The sequence below is a fragment of the Salegentibacter sp. genome (assembly GCF_036568425.1).
In the GTDB taxonomy this organism is placed as follows: Bacteria; Bacteroidota; Bacteroidia; order Flavobacteriales; family Flavobacteriaceae; genus Salegentibacter.
On sequence record NZ_DATCSO010000065.1, the window covers coordinates 1 to 21,397 of the forward strand.

At 40.0% G+C, this 21,397-nt stretch carries 22 protein-coding genes; 8 read left to right on the plus strand and 14 right to left on the minus strand.

Annotation, left to right across the window (positions count from 1 at the left end; genetic code table 11):
- Nucleotides 1-2,806, plus strand: a 2,806-nt coding sequence (gene secA / locus VIM94_RS06005) for a preprotein translocase subunit SecA (RefSeq protein WP_332038380.1), incomplete at its 5' end; no start/stop codon positions are given.
- Between the two features lie 110 nt (nt 2,807-2,916).
- Complete coding sequence (locus VIM94_RS06010; RefSeq protein WP_332038381.1) at nt 2,917-3,393, plus strand: DUF4199 domain-containing protein; 477 nt, start codon at nt 2,917-2,919, stop codon at nt 3,391-3,393.
- A gap of 2 nt (nt 3,394-3,395) precedes the next feature.
- On the opposite strand, the gene VIM94_RS06015 is transcribed toward VIM94_RS06010, so the two are convergent.
- The 4 genes from VIM94_RS06015 to VIM94_RS06030 all read right to left on the minus strand — a co-directional run bounded on the left by VIM94_RS06015 (nt 3,396) and on the right by VIM94_RS06030 (nt 6,684).
- On the minus strand, nt 3,396-4,085 hold the full coding sequence (locus VIM94_RS06015) for a peptidoglycan DD-metalloendopeptidase family protein (protein ID WP_332038382.1): 690 nt from the start codon (nt 4,083-4,085) through the stop codon (nt 3,396-3,398).
- 74 nt (nt 4,086-4,159) lie between these two features.
- Complete coding sequence (locus VIM94_RS06020) at nt 4,160-5,560, minus strand: hypothetical protein (RefSeq protein WP_332038383.1); 1,401 nt, start codon at nt 5,558-5,560, stop codon at nt 4,160-4,162.
- Nucleotides 5,541-6,155 carry a hypothetical protein gene (locus VIM94_RS06025; protein ID WP_332038384.1) on the minus strand — a complete coding sequence of 205 codons (615 nt, stop codon included), beginning with the start codon at nt 6,153-6,155 and terminating at the stop codon, nt 5,541-5,543. Before VIM94_RS06025 ends, VIM94_RS06020 begins: the two co-directional genes overlap by 20 nt.
- Nucleotides 6,139-6,684: an RNA polymerase sigma factor gene (locus tag VIM94_RS06030; protein ID WP_332038385.1), complete on the minus strand. Its 546-nt coding sequence runs from the start codon at nt 6,682-6,684 to the stop codon at nt 6,139-6,141. The genes VIM94_RS06025 and VIM94_RS06030 overlap by 17 nt, the downstream gene beginning before the upstream one ends.
- A 173-nt stretch (nt 6,685-6,857) precedes the next feature.
- On the opposite strand from VIM94_RS06030, the gene VIM94_RS06035 reads away from it, so the two are divergent.
- The gene (locus tag VIM94_RS06035) at nt 6,858-7,436 is read left to right on the plus strand and encodes a DUF2911 domain-containing protein (RefSeq protein WP_332038386.1); all 579 of its coding nucleotides are present in this window, start codon (nt 6,858-6,860) and stop codon (nt 7,434-7,436) included.
- Nucleotides 7,437-7,457: 21 nt separating this feature from the next.
- Here VIM94_RS06035 and VIM94_RS06040 read toward each other — a convergent pair whose 3' ends face one another.
- Nucleotides 7,458-7,886, minus strand: a complete 429-nt coding sequence (locus tag VIM94_RS06040) for an organic hydroperoxide resistance protein (RefSeq protein ID WP_332038387.1) — start codon at nt 7,884-7,886, stop codon at nt 7,458-7,460.
- Between the two features lie 100 nt (nt 7,887-7,986).
- Between VIM94_RS06040 and meaB the strand changes: the two genes are divergently transcribed.
- Nucleotides 7,987-9,069 (plus strand): methylmalonyl Co-A mutase-associated GTPase MeaB, encoded by a 1,083-nt coding sequence (gene meaB / locus VIM94_RS06045; protein WP_332038388.1) that lies wholly within the window; start codon nt 7,987-7,989, stop codon nt 9,067-9,069.
- Here meaB and VIM94_RS06050 read toward each other — a convergent pair.
- Entirely contained in the window at nt 9,047-10,000 is a 954-nt protein-coding gene (locus VIM94_RS06050; RefSeq protein WP_332038389.1) for an NAD-dependent epimerase/dehydratase family protein, read from the minus strand. The genes meaB and VIM94_RS06050 overlap by 23 nt on opposite strands.
- A gap of 125 nt (nt 10,001-10,125) precedes the next feature.
- Between VIM94_RS06050 and VIM94_RS06055 the strand changes: the two genes are divergently transcribed.
- The 3 genes from VIM94_RS06055 to VIM94_RS06065 are packed head-to-tail and all read left to right on the plus strand — an operon-like array spanning nt 10,126 to nt 13,084.
- Nucleotides 10,126-10,839 carry a glycosyltransferase family 2 protein gene (locus tag VIM94_RS06055; RefSeq protein ID WP_332038390.1) on the plus strand — a complete coding sequence of 238 codons (714 nt, stop codon included), beginning with the start codon at nt 10,126-10,128 and terminating at the stop codon, nt 10,837-10,839.
- Nucleotides 10,840-11,463: a lipid-A-disaccharide synthase N-terminal domain-containing protein gene (locus VIM94_RS06060; protein ID WP_332038391.1), complete on the plus strand. Its 624-nt coding sequence runs from the start codon at nt 10,840-10,842 to the stop codon at nt 11,461-11,463.
- Entirely contained in the window at nt 11,456-13,084 is a 1,629-nt protein-coding gene (locus tag VIM94_RS06065) for an ArnT family glycosyltransferase (protein WP_332038392.1), read from the plus strand. The genes VIM94_RS06060 and VIM94_RS06065 overlap by 8 nt, the downstream gene beginning before the upstream one ends.
- On the opposite strand, the gene VIM94_RS06070 is transcribed toward VIM94_RS06065, so the two are convergent.
- The 5 genes from VIM94_RS06070 to VIM94_RS06090 all read right to left on the minus strand — a co-directional run bounded on the left by VIM94_RS06070 (nt 13,081) and on the right by VIM94_RS06090 (nt 17,718).
- Nucleotides 13,081-13,644: a phosphatase PAP2 family protein gene (locus tag VIM94_RS06070; protein WP_332038393.1), complete on the minus strand. Its 564-nt coding sequence runs from the start codon at nt 13,642-13,644 to the stop codon at nt 13,081-13,083. The genes VIM94_RS06065 and VIM94_RS06070 overlap by 4 nt on opposite strands.
- A gap of 3 nt (nt 13,645-13,647) precedes the next feature.
- Nucleotides 13,648-13,878, minus strand: a complete 231-nt coding sequence (locus VIM94_RS06075) for a hypothetical protein (protein WP_332038394.1) — start codon at nt 13,876-13,878, stop codon at nt 13,648-13,650.
- Between the two features lie 17 nt (nt 13,879-13,895).
- The gene (locus VIM94_RS06080; RefSeq protein ID WP_332038395.1) at nt 13,896-15,254 is read right to left on the minus strand and encodes an MATE family efflux transporter; all 1,359 of its coding nucleotides are present in this window, start codon (nt 15,252-15,254) and stop codon (nt 13,896-13,898) included.
- A 133-nt stretch (nt 15,255-15,387) separates the two neighbouring features.
- A complete protein-coding gene (locus VIM94_RS06085) occupies nt 15,388-16,809 on the minus strand; it encodes a M20/M25/M40 family metallo-hydrolase (protein ID WP_332038396.1) in 1,422 nt (473 codons plus the stop codon).
- Nucleotides 16,810-16,839: 30 nt separating this feature from the next.
- Nucleotides 16,840-17,718 (minus strand): PPK2 family polyphosphate kinase, encoded by an 879-nt coding sequence (locus tag VIM94_RS06090; RefSeq protein WP_332038397.1) that lies wholly within the window; start codon nt 17,716-17,718, stop codon nt 16,840-16,842.
- Between the two features lie 99 nt (nt 17,719-17,817).
- Here VIM94_RS06090 and VIM94_RS06095 point away from each other — a divergent pair, with 99 nt between their 5' ends.
- Nucleotides 17,818-18,420, plus strand: a complete 603-nt coding sequence (locus tag VIM94_RS06095) for a hypothetical protein (protein WP_332038398.1) — start codon at nt 17,818-17,820, stop codon at nt 18,418-18,420.
- On the opposite strand, the gene VIM94_RS06100 is transcribed toward VIM94_RS06095, so the two are convergent.
- Genes VIM94_RS06100 through VIM94_RS06110 form a run of 3 tightly spaced genes read right to left on the minus strand, consistent with a single transcriptional unit; the run spans nt 18,415 to nt 21,395 of the window.
- Nucleotides 18,415-19,581 carry a sigma-54 dependent transcriptional regulator gene (locus tag VIM94_RS06100; protein ID WP_332038399.1) on the minus strand — a complete coding sequence of 389 codons (1,167 nt, stop codon included), beginning with the start codon at nt 19,579-19,581 and terminating at the stop codon, nt 18,415-18,417. The genes VIM94_RS06095 and VIM94_RS06100 overlap by 6 nt on opposite strands.
- A gap of 2 nt (nt 19,582-19,583) precedes the next feature.
- On the minus strand, nt 19,584-20,483 hold the full coding sequence (locus VIM94_RS06105; protein WP_332038400.1) for a DUF6268 family outer membrane beta-barrel protein: 900 nt from the start codon (nt 20,481-20,483) through the stop codon (nt 19,584-19,586).
- A 6-nt stretch (nt 20,484-20,489) separates the two neighbouring features.
- Complete coding sequence (locus VIM94_RS06110; protein ID WP_332038401.1) at nt 20,490-21,395, minus strand: mechanosensitive ion channel family protein; 906 nt, start codon at nt 21,393-21,395, stop codon at nt 20,490-20,492.
- Nucleotides 21,396-21,397: the final 2 nt, after the last annotated feature.

Here is a 21,397-nt window from a genome sequence, read left to right on the forward strand (position 1 = left end):
GCACCAGGGAAAAATTGCAGAGATGCAAACCGGGGAAGGTAAAACCCTTGTGGCTACGCTCCCAATGTACCTTAACGGCCTAACCGGAAACGGAGTGCACCTGGTAACGGTAAACGATTACCTGGCCAAGCGTGATAGCGCATGGATGGCTCCTATCTTTCAGTTTCATGGTTTAAGCGTAGATTGTATAGACTACCACCGCCCTAATTCGGCAGCCAGAAGAAAAGCCTATAATGCCGACATTACCTACGGAACCAATAATGAATTCGGTTTTGATTATTTGCGGGATAACATGTCTCATGCGCCTGATGACCTGGTACAACGCCCACATAATTACGCTATAGTCGATGAGGTGGACTCGGTACTGGTAGATGATGCCCGTACCCCGCTTATTATTTCAGGACCTATCCCTAAAGGAGATGTTCACGAATTCGACCAGCTGAAACCTGCCATCTCCTCTATTGTTGAAAAGCAACGCAGCCACCTTACAAAGGTATTGGCTGAAGCTAAAAAACTTATCAAAGAAGGAAACACTAAAGATGGAGCTTTCTTATTACTTAGAGTATACCGAGGGCTTCCGAAGAATAAAGCGCTTATTAAATTCTTAAGTGAAGAAGGGATCAAGCAGCTACTTCAGAAAACCGAAAATCACTATATGCAGGACAACAACAGGGAAATGCCTAAAGTTGATGAAGACCTGCTCTTTACTATCGAGGAGAAAAATAACCAGATAGACCTTACCGATAAGGGTATTGAGTTCCTTTCAGGGAAAGATGATCCCGATTTCTTTGTGATGCCTGAAATAGGTATGGAAATCGCCAAAATTGAAAAAGAAGGGCTCTCAAAAGAAGAGGAAGCTGAGAAAAAAGAAGAACTTTTCCGCGAATACAGCGTGAAGAGTGAACGTATACACACCCTTCGCCAATTACTCAAAGCCTATACTCTATTTGAAAAAGATACCGAGTATGTGGTGATTGATAACAAGGTGAAGATCGTAGATGAACAAACCGGTCGTATTATGGAGGGCCGCCGATACAGCGATGGGCTGCACCAGGCGATTGAAGCCAAGGAAAATGTAAAGATTGAAGATGCCACCCAAACCTTTGCTACAGTAACCCTTCAGAATTATTTCAGGATGTACCGCAAGCTTTCCGGGATGACGGGTACTGCCGTTACTGAAGCCGGGGAACTTTGGGAAATCTACAAACTGGATGTTGTAGAAATTCCAACTAATCGTCCTATTGCCCGTGATGATAAAGAAGATTTAGTTTACAAGACTAAACGTGAAAAATATAACGCGGTTATAGACCACGTTACTGAACTTTCCCACGCAGGAAGACCGGTGCTTATAGGTACAACCTCTGTAGAAATTTCAGAATTACTAAGCCGTATGCTTAAACTTCGTAATGTTCCGCATAATGTGCTTAACGCGAAATTGCATAAAAAAGAGGCCGATATTGTTGCTGAAGCTGGTAAATCGGGTATCGTAACTATCGCCACCAACATGGCAGGTCGTGGTACCGATATTAAATTGAGCCCTGATGTTAAAAAAGCGGGTGGTCTGGCCATTGTTGGTACAGAGCGCCACGATTCAAGACGTGTAGACAGGCAGTTAAGGGGTCGTGCCGGTAGGCAGGGAGATCCCGGAAGTTCTCAGTTCTATGTTTCGCTGGAAGATAACCTGATGCGTTTATTTGGTTCAGAAAAAATCGCGAAACTCATGGATAGAATGGGACTGGAAGAAGGCGAAGTAATCCAGCACTCCATGATCTCCAAATCCATTGAACGGGCACAGAAAAAAGTAGAAGAAAACAACTTCGGAATTCGTAAGCGATTGCTGGAGTATGATGATGTGATGAATGCCCAGCGGGAAGTGATCTACAAGCGTCGCTACCACGCCTTATTTGGGGAGCGCCTTCGCGTGGATATCGCCAATATGATCTTTGATACCTCTGAGGCCATCACCGAAGGAAATAAAATAGCTCAGGATTTCAAGAACTTTGAGTTTGAGCTTATACGCTATTTCTCTATGAGTTCCCCGGTTACCGAGGAAGAATTTGAGAAGATGGGTGTACAGAAGATCGCCGGCGAAGTTTATAAAAATGCCTATAAGCATTACCAGGAGAAAATGGAGAACAGTGCCGAAAAGGCCTTCCCCGTAATTAAGCAGGTATATGAAGGGGATAACAAGTTTGAACGAATCTCTGTTCCCTTTACCGATGGGCAAAAAACCCTTCAGGTAGTTACCAATCTGGAAAAAGCTTATGAAACCAAGGGCGCACAGCTTGTAAAAGATTTTGAGAAAAATATCACCCTGGCTATTATAGATGATGCCTGGAAAACTCACCTTCGCAAGATGGACGAGTTAAAACAGAGTGTTCAGTTAGCAGTTCACGAACAAAAAGATCCGTTGCTTATTTATAAATTCGAAGCTTTCGAATTATTCAAAGCCATGATAGACCAGGTGAACCGGGATGTTATTTCTTTCCTTTTCAAGGGAGAAATTCCGGAAGGGAATGTATCTAATATTTCTGAGGCAAGACAACCAAAGAAAAAAGAAAATCTGGAAACCCAGAAAGACGAGATTCCTAATATGGATGAACGTGCGGCTCAAAACCGTGCAGCAGGTCAAACTCAACAACGCCGTCCCCAGGTTACCGAAACGATCACGAGAGACCAACCAAAAATTGGCCGTAACGATAAGGTAACTATTAAAAACGTGATGAGTGGAGAAAATAAGACTATGAAGTTCAAACAAGCCATCCCGCTTTTGGATAAAGGAGATTGGGTGTTGGTAGACCATTAGTTTTCTTAAAAATAAATACCTAAGAATCCCGGAGCTGTGGCTTCGGGATTTTTGTTTTTAGTTACAAAACATTTTTTCCTTAATTTTAGCTCAATTAACCAATCAAAAAAATGAAGAATTACGCTATCGAGATCAAATGGGGATTCATATTTTTTGTTGTTTCCTTACTTTGGATGTATTTTGAAAAAGCCATGGGCTGGCATGATACCCTAATTTCCCAACATGCTATTTACACCAATTTCTTCGGGCTTTTTGCTATTGCGATCTATCTCTTTGCTATTTACGATAAACGGAAGAATTATTTTCAGGGGAAAATGAGCTGGAAACAGGGATTCGTTTCCGGGGTGATTCTTACCATTATTGTCGCCATACTTTCACCTCTTGGACAATACATTACCCACGAGTTCATCACCCCAAATTATTTTGAAAATGCCATCGCCTACAGTGCAGAAAACAGTCGGATGGAACAGGAAGATGCCGAAGCTTATTTTAACCTACAATCTTACATCATCCAATCGGTAGCGGGAGCGCTAATGATGGGCGTAGTCACCTCAGCAATTGCTGCGCTTATTTTAAAGCGGAAATAATATTAGTGTCTCAATTTTAGTAATAAGTCCGGATCCGGACAATTGCGCAGGTAAAAATCCAGGTCGCGCCTTGAAGCTACACCCGGAAAGTCTCCTATCTTATCTTCCAGGTGACCGATGATCTGAAAATGAAGATGCGGTGCATAATCCCCGTTTTCTTCTGCAGTTCCCAGCTCCCCTATTTTTTCTCCTTGCGAGAATTCCTGGCCAAGTTCCAGGTTTTCCAGTGATTTCCGGCTTAGATGTCCGTAAAGTGAATAAAATTTATCGCCATTCAGGCTGTGTTCAAGAATTATGGTGGGGCCATAATCTCCAAAATTTGCATTATCCTTAAAACTATGGATTTTCCCGTCTAAAACTGCCAGTACAGCGGTTTGAGCCGGTGCCCAAAAATCCATCCCCATATGAATATCCCGGGCATCCTCAAGATGACTAAAAAGCTCACTGCGCTTATAGAGTTTCCTTATCTCAGAATAACCTCCAAAGGCCACTTTTTTACCTGTGTTCTTAAGATAATTATCTATAAATCCAGCAAAAGATTCAGAGGAGGAAATATCGATTTTCTCCAGGTCTTCATTAGTTTCAGAAAGATCTATAGCAATATAATCTTCTGGTGTAAAACTGGTATCCAATACACTGGTAAAACGCTGTGTAAGGTTCCAAATAAACTTTTCAAATCCTGTTCTCTCCATCTTCTTGTTTTTTAAAATCAAAAACCCGCAACAAAAGCTGCAGGTTTTGGTTTTCCAAATGTAAGCGCTGGATTTCAATTTAGCAACACATCGCTAAAACTTGCTTTAATTGTTACTGAAGCATTCGCATCCCGGGTTTTATTATATCCATTTAGGCTTTGGTTATCATAAGAGCTGCTACTTTTAAGCTTTAAAGCTGAAGGCGTTTTGATCTTGCTTTTTGTCCCATTATAACTAAAATTATAAGCAGCATCTGGCAAAGACAATTCCATATCACTGTTCTCTAGGCTTACATCCAGATTTTTAAATCCGGGTTGCAATTTCCCGATCTTTAACTTCCCGAAACTTCCACTAAGAATCCCTGTTTCCCCTATCTCATTAAAAAAGATATCGCTGGATTTGGAGTCGAGTTTTATGCTTCGGGCTTTATCAATTTTAAAGTCTTTTACATATCTTGTACTCAGCACCCCATAATCCCAGGTTTTAATCTTCACAGGAGTGTAGGCTACTTTGATTTCGGTTTGTTTCCCGCCAATAGTATTTGCTGTAAAGCGACTATGAGAAAGATCGGCTTTTAGATCTTTGGTGGTTCCGCTAAGGTTTACATCACCGTGGCGAACATCCAGATTTAATTTGGCGTTTTTAGGGATGTTGAGCTTCAGGGTCTTTTTAGCACCTCCATCCTTACTTTTTAGCACCTTGATCATTCCTGCTTCCCCGTTCCCGGCTTCCATATCTGCCTCAAACTGTTCAGCCCATTTTTCCATATCCTGCCCAAAAGTTTCCCCCCAGGCTTCCATTTTCTTCCCAAATTCTTCGCCCCAGGCTTCCATATCCTTTCCGAAGTTCTCTCCCCAGACTTCCATATCCATCTCAAATTTCTTCATATCCGGATTATTCTCAAACTGCTGTCCCCATTCTTCCATTGCCTTTTCAAAATCCTCACCAAAGTTTTCTTCCATCTCCTTTTCAAATTTTTCGAGATATTTATCGCCGTCTTTTCTATAGGCTTCATAATCGAATTTAATATTGCCCATACTTTCGGCAAATTCAGGCGGCAGCGGATTGTCGGTAAGGCTTTCCAGCATGGGACCCAGGTTTTCCAAAAGCGGCCCGAGCATTTCAGGCAATTGCGCTAAAGGCTCCTCCAGGGCTTGCATACTCTTTTCCCAATTAACAACCACGGGTCCTGAGTTAATCTCTACTTTTCCTGCCGAAGTTTTAATTTGAGGTTTCCAGTCTTCGCTAAGCTTTTTCCGGGCTTCCTCATCGATCCCTTCGGTATCCAGAAGAGCTTCCACTCTTACCTCATTCTTATCCCAGTAATCTACCACAATGTTGGTATGACTGCTGTTAATCTTTATTTCTGCATCAGAGTTAACCTTATAAGTTTTATCTAAGGTCTTGGTTTGGGCAAACGCGACGGCACTGATGAATGCCAGTATCGCGAATAAATTATACCTGATAGTTTTCATATTGCTCGTCTTTTGATTGATTGATTTCTTTTAATTTATTCTTTAATTTATAGAGCAGTTCCAACCTAAGCTGGAGGTTACCAATCATGGCATCTATACTTTGCTCATTGGGACCATTCTTGCTTATTTCCATATTCAGGCGCTGATATTCTTCATCCAGATCGGCCAGTTGTTCCATAAAAGAATTGATAAGGTCCCGGTTCTCGTCATTGATATCAATTTTAGCCAGTTCCATATTCAAACTCGCCAGATAAAAATTCTCGATTTTCTTGAATTCCGGTGAGACTTCACTTAGCTGAAATTGTTTCTCTGCGGGAATCTCAGCTGCATTTTGTTCTTCCTGTTCCTCGACCTCAGTTCCTACAACAGTGGGCTCATTGGTGAGATTATTAGGCTGAAGCAGGTAAAAACCAATTCCCAGGGCTACTACCAACACAGCGGCTATTTTCATAAAGAAATAAAGCTGATTGTTCTTTGAACTTCCCGGAAACTCTTTATCCAGCCTGGCTTCAAATCTTTTCTTGTGCCCCTTCGGTAATTTTTCGGGAGTATGGGGGGCTTCGTTTTTAAACATTTCCCTAATATCCTGTTCCATGTCTTTTTAATTTTAATTCTTCCTGCAATTTTTTCTTTCCCCGGTGCACCAATGTTCTTGAGGCAACCTGGCTTATTTCCATTATTTCTGAAATCTCTTCATGATCATAGCCTTCCATCAGAAACAACATCAATGGGTATCTGTATTTTTCGGGTAGCTTTTCCATGCTTTTCTTAATCTGTTCCAGACTTATCCCTTCTTCTACTTTCCAATTATCATTCTCATCTACCGAGCTAAGTACCTGTTCATTAATGGCCACCAGTTCCAGTTTCTTAGCCTTCAACTTATCAATACATTTATTGATAACTATCTTCTTAAGCCAGGCACCAAAACTAACCTCTCCGGTGAATTGATTAAGCTTCGCGAAGGCCTTAATAAATGCCTCCTGCATCGCGTCTTCGGCTTCAAAACGATCTTTCATAAACCTGAAGGCCACATAAAACATACCTTGGCTGTACTTATTGTAAAGCTTCAGCTGGGCCCTGCGGTCATTTTGTTTACAAGCCTCTATTAATTGGTGTTGTATCAAAATTTAAACTGATTGGTTACTATAAAGACGACAGGTCTTTTACTATGTTGCAGACCTTTTTATTTTTTTTGAAATTAATCAAAATCAACTTATAATGCCTAAATTTAAAATGATAGAGGAAAAAATCGGGATAGGAACAAAACTAATTTGATTTTCTTCGGAACAAAATTGCAATGAATTCTACCCTCAAAACCACATTAAAGATCTTAGGTATTATCCTGCTATTATCGGCTGCGATAATATATTTTCTTAGAATTACAACAAAGACGCATAGTCCTGAGGAAACCGTGACTTTCTCAAAAGGAAATTTAGAATTGGAGGTATTTTATAACAGGCCTTACAAAAAAGACCGGGTTATCTTTGGAGAGCTGGTCCCTTATAATGAAGTGTGGAGAACCGGTGCCAATGAGGCTACCACCTTTACGACCAATAAAGATATCCTTGTAGATGGTTCTGAATTAGAAGCAGGCACTTATACACTCTGGACTATCCCTATGAAAGCTTCCTGGAAAGTAATCTTTAATTCTAAAATGTATCCCTGGGGAATTGATCTAGAGGAAAAAGCCTATAGAGATCCGGAATACGATGTACTAGTCCTCGAAGTACCTGTAAGTATTTCGGAAACTACAATTGAACAATTCACCATTCTCTTTGAGGAAGCCAACGACCTTATTTTTATGGTATTATCCTGGGATAAAACCAGGGTTGCAGTACCTATAAAAGAAAAAGAGCCGTATTCCAACGGCTCTTGATTTTCGTAAGGAAATACTTTATTATTCTTCGTCTACCAGCAAATTAAGGGTTACGTCGATATTATCACGTGTTGCTCGGCTATAAGGGCAAACTTCATGGGCTTCATTAATAAGTTTCTCGCCGGTTTCTACATCAACTCCGGGAATATAGCAATCCAGGATTGCTGCAAGCTGAAGCTCATCTTCCTCAGTTTTACCAAGGTCTATTATAGCCGTTACGCTAAAATCACCAAGATCTACCTTGTGATTCTTCGCAACCGCCTCCAGAGCACTCCCGAAACAGGCAGAATATCCCGCAGCAAAAAGTTGTTCGGGATTAGTAAATTTTCCGCCTTCGCCACCCAGGCTTTTAGGCATACTTAATTTCATATCTAAAACGCCATCATCACTGGAAGTGTGGCCATGTCTGGCTCCCTTTGTCGTTACGGTGGCTGTGTACAATGTTTTCATCTTCTTGTTTTTAATTAACTTTATTGTCTGCTTCAATATAACAAGCAAAAAATACCGGCGCAAAGAATGAATTCATAAATTTGTCATAAATAAACTCAGCTTGGCTAAAAAAACAACCCCTTCAGCTCTACACAAATCAAGTTCGGAAAGCTCTTCGGTAAGCGTGAATTCTGATGCTGCTGAAAAATTTAAAGCCCGGCGAAAAAACATTCTTTCCGAAGATTTGCTTAAAAAACTTCTTGAAGGAAATAAAGCGGCCCTGGGCAGAGCCATTACCCTGATAGAAAGCAATCAGCCAAAACATAAAAAGAAAGCTGAAATTCTCATTGAAGGAGCCCTACCCCATGCACAGAAATCGGTAAGGATAGGAATTACAGGAGTCCCCGGAGTTGGAAAAAGCACCTTTATTGAAAGTTTTGGTTCTTACCTGGTAAAACAAGGCAAAAGGGTTGCAGTACTAGCGGTAGACCCCAGCAGCACTGTATCCAGAGGAAGCATCCTGGGCGATAAAACCCGGATGGAAAACCTGGTGAAAGAGAAAAACGCCTTCGTAAGACCATCGCCATCGGGAGAATCTCTGGGTGGAGTAGCCAGGAAGTCCCGGGAAAGCATTTTGTTATGCGAAGCTGCGGGTTTTGATGTGATTTTAATCGAAACCGTGGGAGTTGGCCAGAGCGAAACCACCGTGCATAGTATGACCGATTTCTTTTTGCTTCTAAAACTGGCAGGCGCAGGAGACGAATTACAGGGAATAAAACGCGGGATCATTGAAATGGCCGATGCTATAGTCATTAACAAAGCCGATGGCGATAATCTTAGGGCGGCCCGTGAAGCTAAAATGGAATTTAAAAGGGCTTTAAACCTTTATCCAGCCAAAGAAAGTGGCTGGAAGCCCAGGGTCAACTTATGCAGTGCTTTGGAAAACACAGGAATTCCTGAGGTGTGGGAAATGATCCTTAAATATATAAAGCAAACAAAAGAGAATGGATACTTTGAAAACAAGCGCCGGGAACAAAATAAATTCTGGATGTTCCAAACCATAGATGAGCATATTAAAAATCGTTTCTACAGAGATCCCAACATCAAGGAAGCTTTAAAAATTCAACTGAAAGCCATAGAAGAAAACAAGACCACCGCTTTCGCCGCTGCACATGAACTCATCAGGAAATTTGAGGCATCATAAATTCTTTATACCATGCCACCTGTTTTTCTAATCCTTCGTACAGTGAGATTTTCGGATCGTAATCTATAAGCTCCCGGGCCTTATCAATTTTAGCACGCGTTCTTAACTGATCGCCGGGTCGCCTTGGCAAATGTTTAATTCTTATTTTCTTTCCCAGGATATCTTCAATAAATTGAATTCCGTCACGGGTAGTAAATTCTTCTTCACTTCCCAGGTTAATAATTTCCGTATTGAGATTTTCATAATTACCCAGAGCTTTCGCTATGCCATCTACAATATCTCCAACATAAGTAAAACTCCTTAAGTGTTCTTCACTGCCTTCGAATAGCGGAAACTCCCTGTCATTACTGGCACACTGCATTAGTTTTGTATACAGTTTATCTGGTCTTTCCCGTGGCCCATAAACCGAATATAATCTAAGCGAAGAAGCTTTTATCTTTTCACTTCTGGCCAGGGAAAGCACTAATTGTTCAGCTGCCAGTTTGCTAACGCCATAATTGGAAACCGGGCGTGGAACCTCAGTCTCGGTAAAAGTGGCTTCCCTTCCGTAGATGGAAGATGTTCCAATATTAAAGAAGTGTTTCAGGTTTTTATTCTGGAGGGAAAAATCCAGCAAAAGCCCTGTCGCGTAAACATTATTTGAAAAGTAATCATCAAAGCTACTGTTTGCTGAGATACCCGGGCGACCGGCAAAATGAAAAATAAAATCGAAATCCCGGGGAAGATCCCGGTAATCTTTGGGGTTCCTTAAATCTTTTTCAAAAACCTTTACCTTCTTTTTTCGAAGGATTTCAGCATTTTGTCTTTTCAAGGCTACATTGTAATAATCGGAAAAATTATCAATTCCAGTAACCTGATACCCCAGGTCTACAAGTTTTTCGGCCATATGTGAACCGATAAACCCAGCTACCCCGGTGATTAGAACTCTCATATAAACAATTTGGAATTATCTGGCGCAAATTACAATCTTAATTCAATTAGACCTAAAGGCCTTCCATAGAAATTTTAATTCTCCTGTATTTTATTAATACCTTTGCTGCTTGTTTAATCCATCATATGCAATACGAATTCACCATTATTGTTCCACTTTTTAACGAGGAGGAGAACCTTTTAAGAGTTGAACAGGCCCTAAGTGATTATATAAATAAGGCAACAAAAACGAGCAGTGTGCTATTGGTAAACGATGGTTCTATAGACAACAGTCTTACACTCATTGAGGAAATTTGCAGCAGGCAGGAACACTTCCGGTATATTTCTTTCGATAAAAACCGCGGCTTAAGTGCAGCTATAAAAGCGGGATTTGATCACGCCGAATCTCCTTTGATTGGATATATAGATTCCGATCTACAAACAGACCCTGAAGATTTTAATCTTCTTTTAGCCGAAATTGAGAATTATGATCTTGTTACAGGGGTTAGGGCAAACCGAAAAGATCGCTTTGTCAAGAATATTTCGTCAAAGATCGCCAATAATATCAGGCGAAGTTTCACTAAGGATGGCATGGAAGATACAGGATGCCCCCTCAAGGTTATTAAAGCCGATTATGCACGTAATATCCCAATGTTCCAGGGTTTACACCGGTTTTTACCGGCAATGATCCTTTTACAGGAAGGGACAGTAAAACAGGTGCCGGTAAGACATTATCCCAGACTCGCCGGAAGCCCGAAATATCATCTTTGGAACAGGCTGGGCGGACCTCTCATAGATTGTTTTGCCTATTTGTGGATGAAAAAGAAATATATCAATTATAAGATTGAGAAAAAGGGATAGATGGAAAATTGGCAGATTTATGCTATAGGTTTTACTGCGCAAATTCTATTTTCTGCCAGGTTACTGCACCAGTGGCTACTTTCAGAAAAACTAAGAATGGTAGTCACCCCTAGCCTGTTTTGGAAACTTAGCCTCTTTGCTTCTTTCCTTTTATTTGTTTACGGGTATTTGCGCGATGACTTTGCTATAATGTTTGGCCAGGGAATCACCTATTTTATCTATATAAGAAATCTTTACCTACAGAACACATGGCAGCGACTACCCTCCTGGTTACAGTGGCTCCTTTACCTCTTTCCCATTGGAGTAATTAGCTTTTTCATTAATTTCAAAAGCTTCCATATCGATAAATTGTTCTTTAATGAAGATATTCCTTTCTGGTTACTCGCTTTAGGAACTTCGGCCCAGATAGTTTTCAACCTAAGATTTATTTATCAGTGGTTTTATTCTGAAAAAATCAGACAATCGGTCCTACCGCTTGGATTTTGGGTATTAAGCCTTTTTGGAGCCAGCCTTATTCTTTTTTATGCGATTCTGAGGCAAGATCCTGTACTTTTTATAGGACATATTTTAGGAAGTATTATTTATGTTAGAAACATTGTTCTTAGTTTAAAAGCCTATGCCTAAACTACCAAAAATTACCGGTAATTATCTCCTGATACTGTTCCTGGTTGGTTCCGTAATATTTTTAACCCAGCTGGATGTTTTGTATGTAAATATCATGGAAGCCCGCAATTTTATTGCAGCCCGTGAAATGCTTGAAAAAGAAAACTGGCTTCTCACTACCCTTAATGATCTCCCCCGTTATCAAAAGCCCCCATTACCTACCTGGCTAACTGCTTTAAGCGCCGGTATTTTTGGAACTTACGATCTGTATGTAATGCGTCTACCGGCTGCTCTTACAAGCCTAATGCTGTTATTTATTTTTTATGCTTTCCAGGGTTTAATTAAAATTCAAAAAAAGCAGGCTTTTATAAGTGCCTTAATTCTGGTAACTTCATTTTACATAGTTTTTTCAGGACGAGATGGACAATGGGATATTTTCACCCACACTTTTATGATGGGTTGTATTTTTTTCCTTGTTAAGATCTTTCAGGATTTTAAAAATCTATATAGGAATGCCCTTTTGGCTGCACTATTCTTTGGGGCTTCCCTGTTAAGTAAAGGCCCGGTTTCTCTGTATGCACTCTTCCTGCCATTTTTAATCGCATATGGCCTGACCTATAATTACAAGGGATTCAATGGAAAACGGCTTGCTATTCTCCTTTTTATTGTTCTAGGGATCTCATTTGGCACCTGGTGGTTCATTTATGTGAGATTGGCAGATCCTGAAAGTTTTCTAAAGATCGCTACACGAGAAACCTCAAATTGGGCTAATTATAATATAAGACCATTTTATTATTACTGGAGCTTTTTTGTTCAAAGCGGTATCTGGACCATTCCCTCCTTTGTAGCTCTACTTTATCCTTATTTAAGGAATAAAGTATCCAACAAAAAGGCTTATAAATTCTCCTTTTTATGGACGATTGCCGCAGTTATATTACTCTCTGTTATTCCTGAAAAAAAATCACGCTACCTGCTGCCGGTACTTATCCCTATGGCCATAAACACCGGCTTTTATATTGAATATCTTTTTCGGAATTTCAGTTCACTTTCTAAGTCTGAAAGCTGGGTAGTTTACTTTAACCACGGGCTCATAGCCATTATCGGGCTTATATTCCCTCTTGCCGCGTTCTTTTATCTCGATCTCACCGGATTTTGGTTTTGGTACATAGCTGCTTCAATCACTTTATTCGGAATTGGTTTAATGATTTTTTACTTCCTCTGGAAAAAGAAGTACTCTCCGGTTTTCTACCTTGCCGTCAGCTTTATCGCCGGAATTATTCTATTTGGGTTCCCACTGATGTATTCTTTTTTAAAAAACCCTGATTTCAACAATATTAGAAAACTCAATCTTCTAGCCGAAGAAGAAAACTTTGAGGTTTACGAATATAGAACATTCTCCCCCGAACTTATTTGGGAATACGGATCTCCCATCCCATTAATTGAGGATCTAAAGACATTGGAAAACGAAGATGCCTTTGGAATATTATTTATGGAAGAAGACAGTCTCCAGGTAAAATCCAACTTCAAGAATTTTGAAATAAAACAACGCGAACGTTACGACCTTAACTACGTGAATCCAGAAGCTGGTGGTTATAAAGACCGGTTGATAAGGGCATTCTATCTTCTGAAAAGAAAAGATTAAAGAGAAAGTTTATGCAGTAAAAATTTCTGAAGCAGATAATATAAAAAACCAAAAATGGCTCCTATAACTGCACCCGTTAATATATCTCCCGGATAATGTACTCCAAGGTACACTCTGCTATAAGCTACCAAAGCCGCCCAAAAAAGCAGTAAATAGATTAGTTTGGGAAAATGTCTTTTAAAAATAAGTCCGAGAAAAACTGCCACCCCAAAAGAATTGGAAGCGTGGGCTGAAAAATAACCATATTTTCCACATCTAACTGCGACGAAACGAGTGTATTCCTTTATCCCTTCCTGCCCACAAGGTCGTAAGCGCTGAAAACCGTCTTTGAAAATATTCCCTAGTTGGTCTGTGGTGGTGATCAAAAGAGTAACTAACACCAAACTTAGCAAGGTGGCCTTCCAACCAAATTTTTTGAATAGTAAATAGATCAGAATAGCATAAAGAGGGATAGCAGTCCATTTATCGGTTACCAGTAACCAGAACCAGTCCCATTGTTCATTTCCCAGGTTGTTAAGATAAAGGAAAAGTTCGTGATCAAATTCGATAAGTTGATCCATAGATTAATTTTCTTCGTAGCGGGAAACTTCACGATCATAAAATTCAGAAGCCTCTTTGATTAAAGCTTCAGTCTCGTTTGCAAGTTCATCTTCGTCTGCGGTATCAAATTCTTCCAGCCATTCTACCTCATCATTTTCAAGATTAATAATAAAGCGGGGGAATTCAGTATGTACTACAAAAACAGCATTGGGATAATCTGTATTATCGCCAAGAAGAAATTTAGGAAAATCCATATCAAAAATATTTAATTTTAAGCCAGTACGGCTTTCTTTTCAATTAAACGTTTACTCAAAAAGTTGAACCGAAGGTACAACATTAATGCCGAAGCAGTAAGGCCTGCCAACAATCCCAACCAAATCCCCATACTTCCTAACTGCTCGGCCTGACCATAATACCAGGATACCGGAAAGCCGATAAGCCAGTATGCGATAAAACAAATAATGGTGGGTATCTTCACATCCTGGAGACCGCGTAAGGCGCCTAGAATTACTACCTGCAATCCATCGCTGAGCTGAAAAAGAGCGGCAATAACAAGTAATTGAGCGGCAAGAAGGATCACTTCAGTATTATCGATATAAAAAGTAGGTAGCCAGTCTTTAAGTAAAATAAAACCTATTGCAAAAACAGCCTCGATAAGGAACACCAGTAAAAATGTGGAAAAAGCAATGCGTCGTAAGTCTTTAAACCTCCCAAGGCCTTTTTGATTCCCTACCCTGATGGTGGCAGTAACTCCCAGGCCAACAGCAATCATGAAGGTCATTGAAGCCAGGTTAAGTGCAATTTGGTTGGCAGCCTGAGGGTTGGTACCCAAAGTCCCGGCAAGAAAGACAGTAGCCGTAAAAATAGCCATTTCAAACAGCATTTGTAGCGCTGTTGGAAAACCCAAAGCCAACAATCTTTTAAAAATTTCTGGTTTAAGAAATTGCTCCCTGCTCCATTTAAAATATTCAGCGAATTTTTTCTTCCTCCTAAGAATTTCCCACACAAACCACAGCATAAAAAAGCGGGAAATCAGCGTTCCAATTGCTGCTCCTTCCAACTCCAGGCGTGGGAATATCCATACTCCATAAATAAGCAGGTAATTGAACACAACATTCACCACATTGGCAATAAGCGTGGCATACATTGCATACTTGGTTTGAGAAAGCCCGTCTGCAAATTGCTTGAAAGCCTGGAAAATCATTAGCGGTATCATTGAAAAGGCTACGATGTTCAGGTAAGGAATCGCCAGGGCTACCACCTCGGGCGGCTGGTCCATATAATGTAAAACCGGTTTTGCCAGTAACAGGGCAATAAATAAAAAGATACCATTTAAGGTACAGAGAATAACGCCGTGATGAAAATAACTACGGCCTTTATCTATGTCTTTAGCACCATCGGCTTCAGCTATAAGCGGAGTTATTGCAAAGGAAAACCCAATCCCAAGGGAAAGAGCAATAAAAACCATCCCGTTTCCCAGAGAAACCGCAGCAAGGGGTGCAGCCCCCAGTCTTCCTATCATCAGGTTATCTACAAGGCCTACCAGCACGTGCCCTAATTGCCCTAGCATTACCGGAAAGGCAATATTTAGATTTCTGCTGAATTCTTTAGTATATGCGGTTAATTGCAAGCTCAAATTTTTAGGCTGCAAATATAGAATGTTTTATCACCATAAAAATTGAAAGTGGAGTAAAATTCCACAACCAGGATACATAAAAAAACCGGACTAAAAAGTCCGGTTGTAATGATAAAATATATTTTCGTTAGAATTTCTGTTGCGACTGAGTATTGATTTGTTTGATTCCGTATTTATCCACAAGGTAAATCAACGAAGTCATCGTAGCAGCTCCAAGTTCTAATTCCCGCTTGTTAACGTGTTCAAAGGTATCTGTCGCAGCGTGATGATGATCAAAATAACGTTGAGAGTCAGGACGAAGTCCGGCAAGTACCATATCCCCTTCTTTTAATGGACCAATATCTGCGCCACTTCCACCTAACTCAAAATAATGGATCAGGTAAGGTTTAAAAAGAGGTTGCCAGCTTCTTATCTGGGCAAACTGGGCCTCATCGGCATCAAAGGAAAAGCCTCTTGGGGTAAATCCACCTGAATCACTTTCTAAAGCGAAGATGTGATTTTCTCCTTTTTCACGGGCACGCTTTGCATATTCATTTCCCCCACGTAGACCGTTTTCCTCGTTCATAAAAAGCACTACTCTTATAGTTCGTTTTGGTTGATACCCCATCTCCTTAAAAAGCCTTAGTACCTCCATAGATTGCACTACTCCAGCTCCATCATCGTGAGCACCGTCACCAAGATCCCAGGAATCCAGATGACCTCCAACCACCATAATTTCATCGGGATATTCACTTCCCGTGATTTCTCCTATCACATTATAGGAAAGTACATCTTCGTGCTGTTCAGAATTCAGCTTAAAATAAAGTTTAAGATCAGGAGAAATTTTCAGCATTCCACTTACATAATCTGCATCGTTGGTACTTATCGCTGCTGCAGGAATCCTTTTCGAAACAGGAGTATCTCCGTAGCTCATGGAACCTGTATGCGGGTAGTCATCCTGTTTTAGGCTTAACGAACGTACAATTACACCAACAGCCCCATATTTGGCTGCTTCCTCTGCCCCAGAATAACGCTGGTCAACACAACCACCATAGGCTTCAAAAGTATGGATTAATTCTGGCTGCATAGGACGATTATAGAATACGATCTTCCCTTCAATTTTCTCCCTTCCCAGTTCTGCAAGGTCTTCCAATCCTTGTACTTCAATTACCTGGGCTTTTGTTCCACCCTCAGGAGTCGATACAGAACCACCAAGAGCAGTAATGTTTAGATCCCGGGTTTCCCCCGGAGCTGTTTGGAGATAAGAAAACTCCCTCGCTCCACGGGTCCATTTAGGAACCATAACCGGTTGTAACCAGACCTTATCCAAACCGATTTTTTCCAGTTCGGCTTTGGTGTAATCTACCGCTTGCTGAGCGTTTAAAGATCCGGAAAGCCTTCCGCCGATCTTGTTTGATAAGTGGTCCAGCCACTCATAACTTTTTCCTTCTAAAAGGGCGTGATTATATATCTTCCTTAATTGTAAAGAATCTTCCTTAAAAGAGGCTTGCTGAGAGTTCGCAGTTAAAAATGTTAAGCTGATAAAAAATAGGCTAAGTAATCTTTTCATTGATAAAATTATGATTTAGTACGAAAATAACTATTCCTTTTTTAGCTCCTCAATATATTCCTCTAATTTCTTAAAGATTTCAGGAGCTAATTCGGGTTCTTTTACGTCCTCATATTTAATGAGTTCCTCGTAAAGTATCTTAGCAACCAAATAACGTGCCGTCGATTTGGAATCTGAAGGGATAACATACCATGGCGCTTTTTCGGTAGAAGTCTTGTTAATGGCTTCCTGATAATATTTCCGGTAGGTTTTCCATAGTTTCCGCTCTTCCAGGTCGCCGGGTGAGAATTTCCAGTTTTTATTGGGTTTATTGAGTCGGCGCAGGAGGCGCTTCCGTTGTTCTTCCTTTGAGATATGAAGAAAGAACTTAAAAACAATGGTCCCGTTATCTACAATATGTTTTTCAAAATTCCGGATCTGTTCATAACGTTTTTCCCAGAATTCCTCGGTTATATCTTCCGGGCTCTTTACCTCCGGCAGATTTTCGTTTAGCAAATATTCAGGATGCACACGGGTAACCAGCACATTTTCGTAATGTGTTCTATTGAAAACACCAAACTTACCTCTGGCCGGCAATGCAATATAATGTCTCCAAAGATAGTCGTGTTTTAACTCAAGAGAGTTGGGAACTTTAAAACTATGCACCACTACCCCACGAGTATTAAAATCCTTAAAAACTTCCCTTATGAGACTATCTTTTCCGGCGGTATCTATACCCTGCAAACATACCAGCACGGCATATTTGCCATGAGCATATAATTTATCCTGCCACTCCCCAAGCTCTTCCCTGGTAGATACCATGGCTTTTTTTACTTTCTTCTTTTCTACTTCAAGATCAAATTTGGTTGAAATTTCATCCAGGTTTACTTTTGAAGTGATTTTAAAATCCCCGGGATAGACCTTTTTCATAGTTTTAAAAATAACAAGCTAATAGTTCTTATTTGGGTAACGAAAGATACAATCTTTAAGAAACATTTTTTTTATCTTCGCCCATTAAAATACTTTGGCTTGAAAAAGGAAGAAAAACAGGAGATAATAGAAAAAGTAACCAGCCTTTTAAAGGAGATTCCTTCTTCAATGGATATCGTTAAAAAAGGTGGAAACAGGCATAAACGCTTTCAATATCTCGCTACCCATATGGTGGAGAAAGCAATAGAAAAAGATGCTCTTATTATTTCTAAAAACGGAAAAGGAATAGCCATTTTATTTAAAACCAACAGTAAAGACGATAGCTTTTGGAAGGATATCTGGACACAGTTAGGCCTGGTTATTAATGTTACGGGAATAAAAAATGCTCTAAGCATTATTAAAAATCAGAATTATATCAAAAAGCAGCGTCCTGCCGAAGGTGACTACCTGTACTGTTGGTTCTGGGGAATCCTTGCCGATTCCAGAGGCGCTGATACCCAGGTTGGTAAAGAGATGAAGGATGAGTTTTACCGGCAAGCCCGGGAATACCAAATTCCTCTTTATGCTGAAACCCGAATACGTAAGAATTCTGTTGTATACCAGCGTTTCGGATTTGAACTTTTTCACGAGTGGAACCACCCCAGCGGGGATACCATGTATTTTTTACGATATATCCCGCCGGCTAAAGACCAGCGTTTATAATTTCCCTGCGAAAACCTTTACATCGTCTTCGGTCACCTCGTTTCCTCCTAAAATAATAAGGCGCTCAACAACATTTCGCAGTTCCCGAATATTACCACGCCAGTCGTATTCCTTCAAAAGTTTTAAGGCTTCAGGAGTGAACTGTTTCTTATTTGTACCATGTTCATTGGCTATCTTTTCGCCAAAATACTCCACCAGAAGCGGTATATCTTCACGCCTGTCGTTTAAAGCTGGTACCTGAATCAAAATTACAGCCAACCGGTGGTAAAGGTCTTCTCTAAATCTTTTCTCTTCAATCTCTTTCTTCAGGTCTTTATTAGTAGCAGCAATCACGCGAACATCTACTTTTATATCCTTACTGCTTCCTACCCTTGATATTTTACTTTCCTGAAGCGCCCGCAGCACTTTTGCCTGCGCCGAGAGGCTCATATCCCCTATTTCATCCAGAAAAATAGTACCTCCGTTAGCAAGCTCAAATTTTCCTGCACGATCTTTATTAGCCGAGGTAAAGGCCCCTTTAACATGACCAAAAAGCTCACTTTCTATTAATTCTGAAGGTATAGCGGCACAATTAACCTCTACCATAGGCCCTGAAGAACGATCGCTCTTCTGGTGAAGCCAATGCGCCACAAGCTCCTTTCCACTACCATTGGGCCCGGTAATTAAAACACGGGCATCTGTAGGGGCGACTTTTTCTATAAGGTCTTTTATATGTTGGATGGCTTCAGACTCACCTATCATTTCAAAGTTCTTGCTAACTTTCTTCTTGAGGCGGGTATTTTCCACCACAAGTTCTTTGCGATCCAGAGCATTTCGAACGGTATTTAACAAGCGATTAAGGTCTGGTGGTTTAGAAATGTAATCAAAAGCTCCCATCTTCATAGTATTTACAGCGGTATCCAGATCTCCATGACCGGAGATCATTACCACAGGGACTTCCGGTTTTATTTTTTTAATGGCTTCAAGGACTTCAACTCCATCCATTTTGGGCATTTTAATATCACAGAGAACCAGGTCAAAATCCTCGTCTTTTATCTTTTCGGTTCCCACCAGGCCATTCTCAGCCTCAACTACGGAATACTTTGAATTTTCTTCAGTAAGGATTTTTACCAAAACCCTTCTTATAGATGCTTCGTCTTCTATCAATAAAATTTTTGCCATAATTATAATATACTAAATTTTAAACCTCCACGGGCATAAAACGTATTGGTTTTATTAATTGTGTATAGATCTTCCATGTCTTTATCCCGCAAACGAATATCATTCAACAAGGTATAACCTGCATAGGTATAAAATGAAATATGATCGGTAAAGTTATATTCATATCCCAAACCGCTAAGAAGAATTGTCATGGAAATACTTTCGGCAATTCCATTTGAGGGAGTTTGTACACGAAAATTCTCCTGAATATTTGCGAAAAATCCATCCAGGGTCACAAAAGCCTGCATGGAATGCTTATCATTAAAATAATGTTTTAAATTAGATTTTGGAGTTCCTACGGTATAAGACCAGTTGGGATGAAATCTCTTATAATAATTCACAATTGGCAGCGGGAAAGGAAACCCGGTGGTTGTAGAATAATTTAAACCCAGAATTAATCGCCAGGGCTCTACATAGCGTTCATCCTCTTTTATCTTTACGAAATAAACTGAACCTATATAAATAAGGTCATCATTGATCACTTTATCGGTTGTAAGATTTGAGGCGATCTTTAGACCTGCCTCTGCAGCAAACCGCCAATCTTCACTTAACTTAAAAGTATAAGCCAGATTCCCTTTAAACGAATGGAAGCGATCCAGATTTTGAGTATTAAAATTTTCAGAATCTTCATACATAAAGTTCACATTGCGGTACTCCACCCCCGGAATAAGATAAGCTTCTTTCTCGTTAAGTCTTATTGGGAAATTGGCGAAACTGCGAAATCTTCTGAAGGAATTATCAGAGTTTGATTGCGGGAAATAAGTATATTCAATTCTGGCAAGATCGGTTGTTTGAGCCGAAACTTTCGTAGTGGCTCCTACCAACAACAGGAATAAACCAAAAAAAATCACAGGTCTACACATCTCTTTCTATTTTTTAGATAGGTTGTCATTAAAAATATGTACATCCCGCTGCGGGAATGGAATGGTAATCTTATTCTTTCTAAATTCCTTGTCTATTTTAAACCTCAGGTTACTCTTTATCTTGGGGTCAACAAAACTATCGCTCACGTAAAAATGTACCGCAAACAATAATGCTGAGTCTCCAAAATCTTCGAAAAGGACAAAGGGATCTGGAGTATCAAGAATACTATTATTATCCTTTGCACACTCAAGCAGGATTTGTTTAACCAATTGCGTATCGCTTCCGTAGGCCACACCCACTTTCACCATTTCCCGAGTGGTTTTATGATTTTGTGTAAAGTTATATACCACATCACTCATGAATTTATGATTGGGAATTATCATCACTTTATCGTCACGAGTAATTGCTCTAGTGGTTCGCAGTTTAATTTCAAATACTCTTCCTACCCGCCCGTTAACTTCAATGACATCTCCAACCAGAAGTGATTTGTCCAGAATGATAAATATTCCTCCTATCACATCTTGAAATAACTCCTGTAAAGCTAATCCTAAACCAACAAATAAGGCCGCCGATGCTGTTAAAAGTATTGTAATATCTATCCCTGCAGAGCTTAGGGTTATTAAAATTACTACAACATAGATGAAATATTTTATGAATTTAAAGACACTTATAAATTTCATCTTATCCTCTTCACCGAGTTTTCCTGTAGCAAAAGTTCTTATTACTCTAAGGATGGTACTGGTAAGAGCAAAAACTAAAATTATTAGTAAAATCAATCCAACAGTGATATGAATCCTATCTCCCCCCAGGTCATAAGAAAACAATACATGGTTCCAGATATCCTTAATTAGCCCCCAGATATCCTGTTCTATTACCTCTTTTATATTTTCTACTGCGCTTTGATCCTGCATTT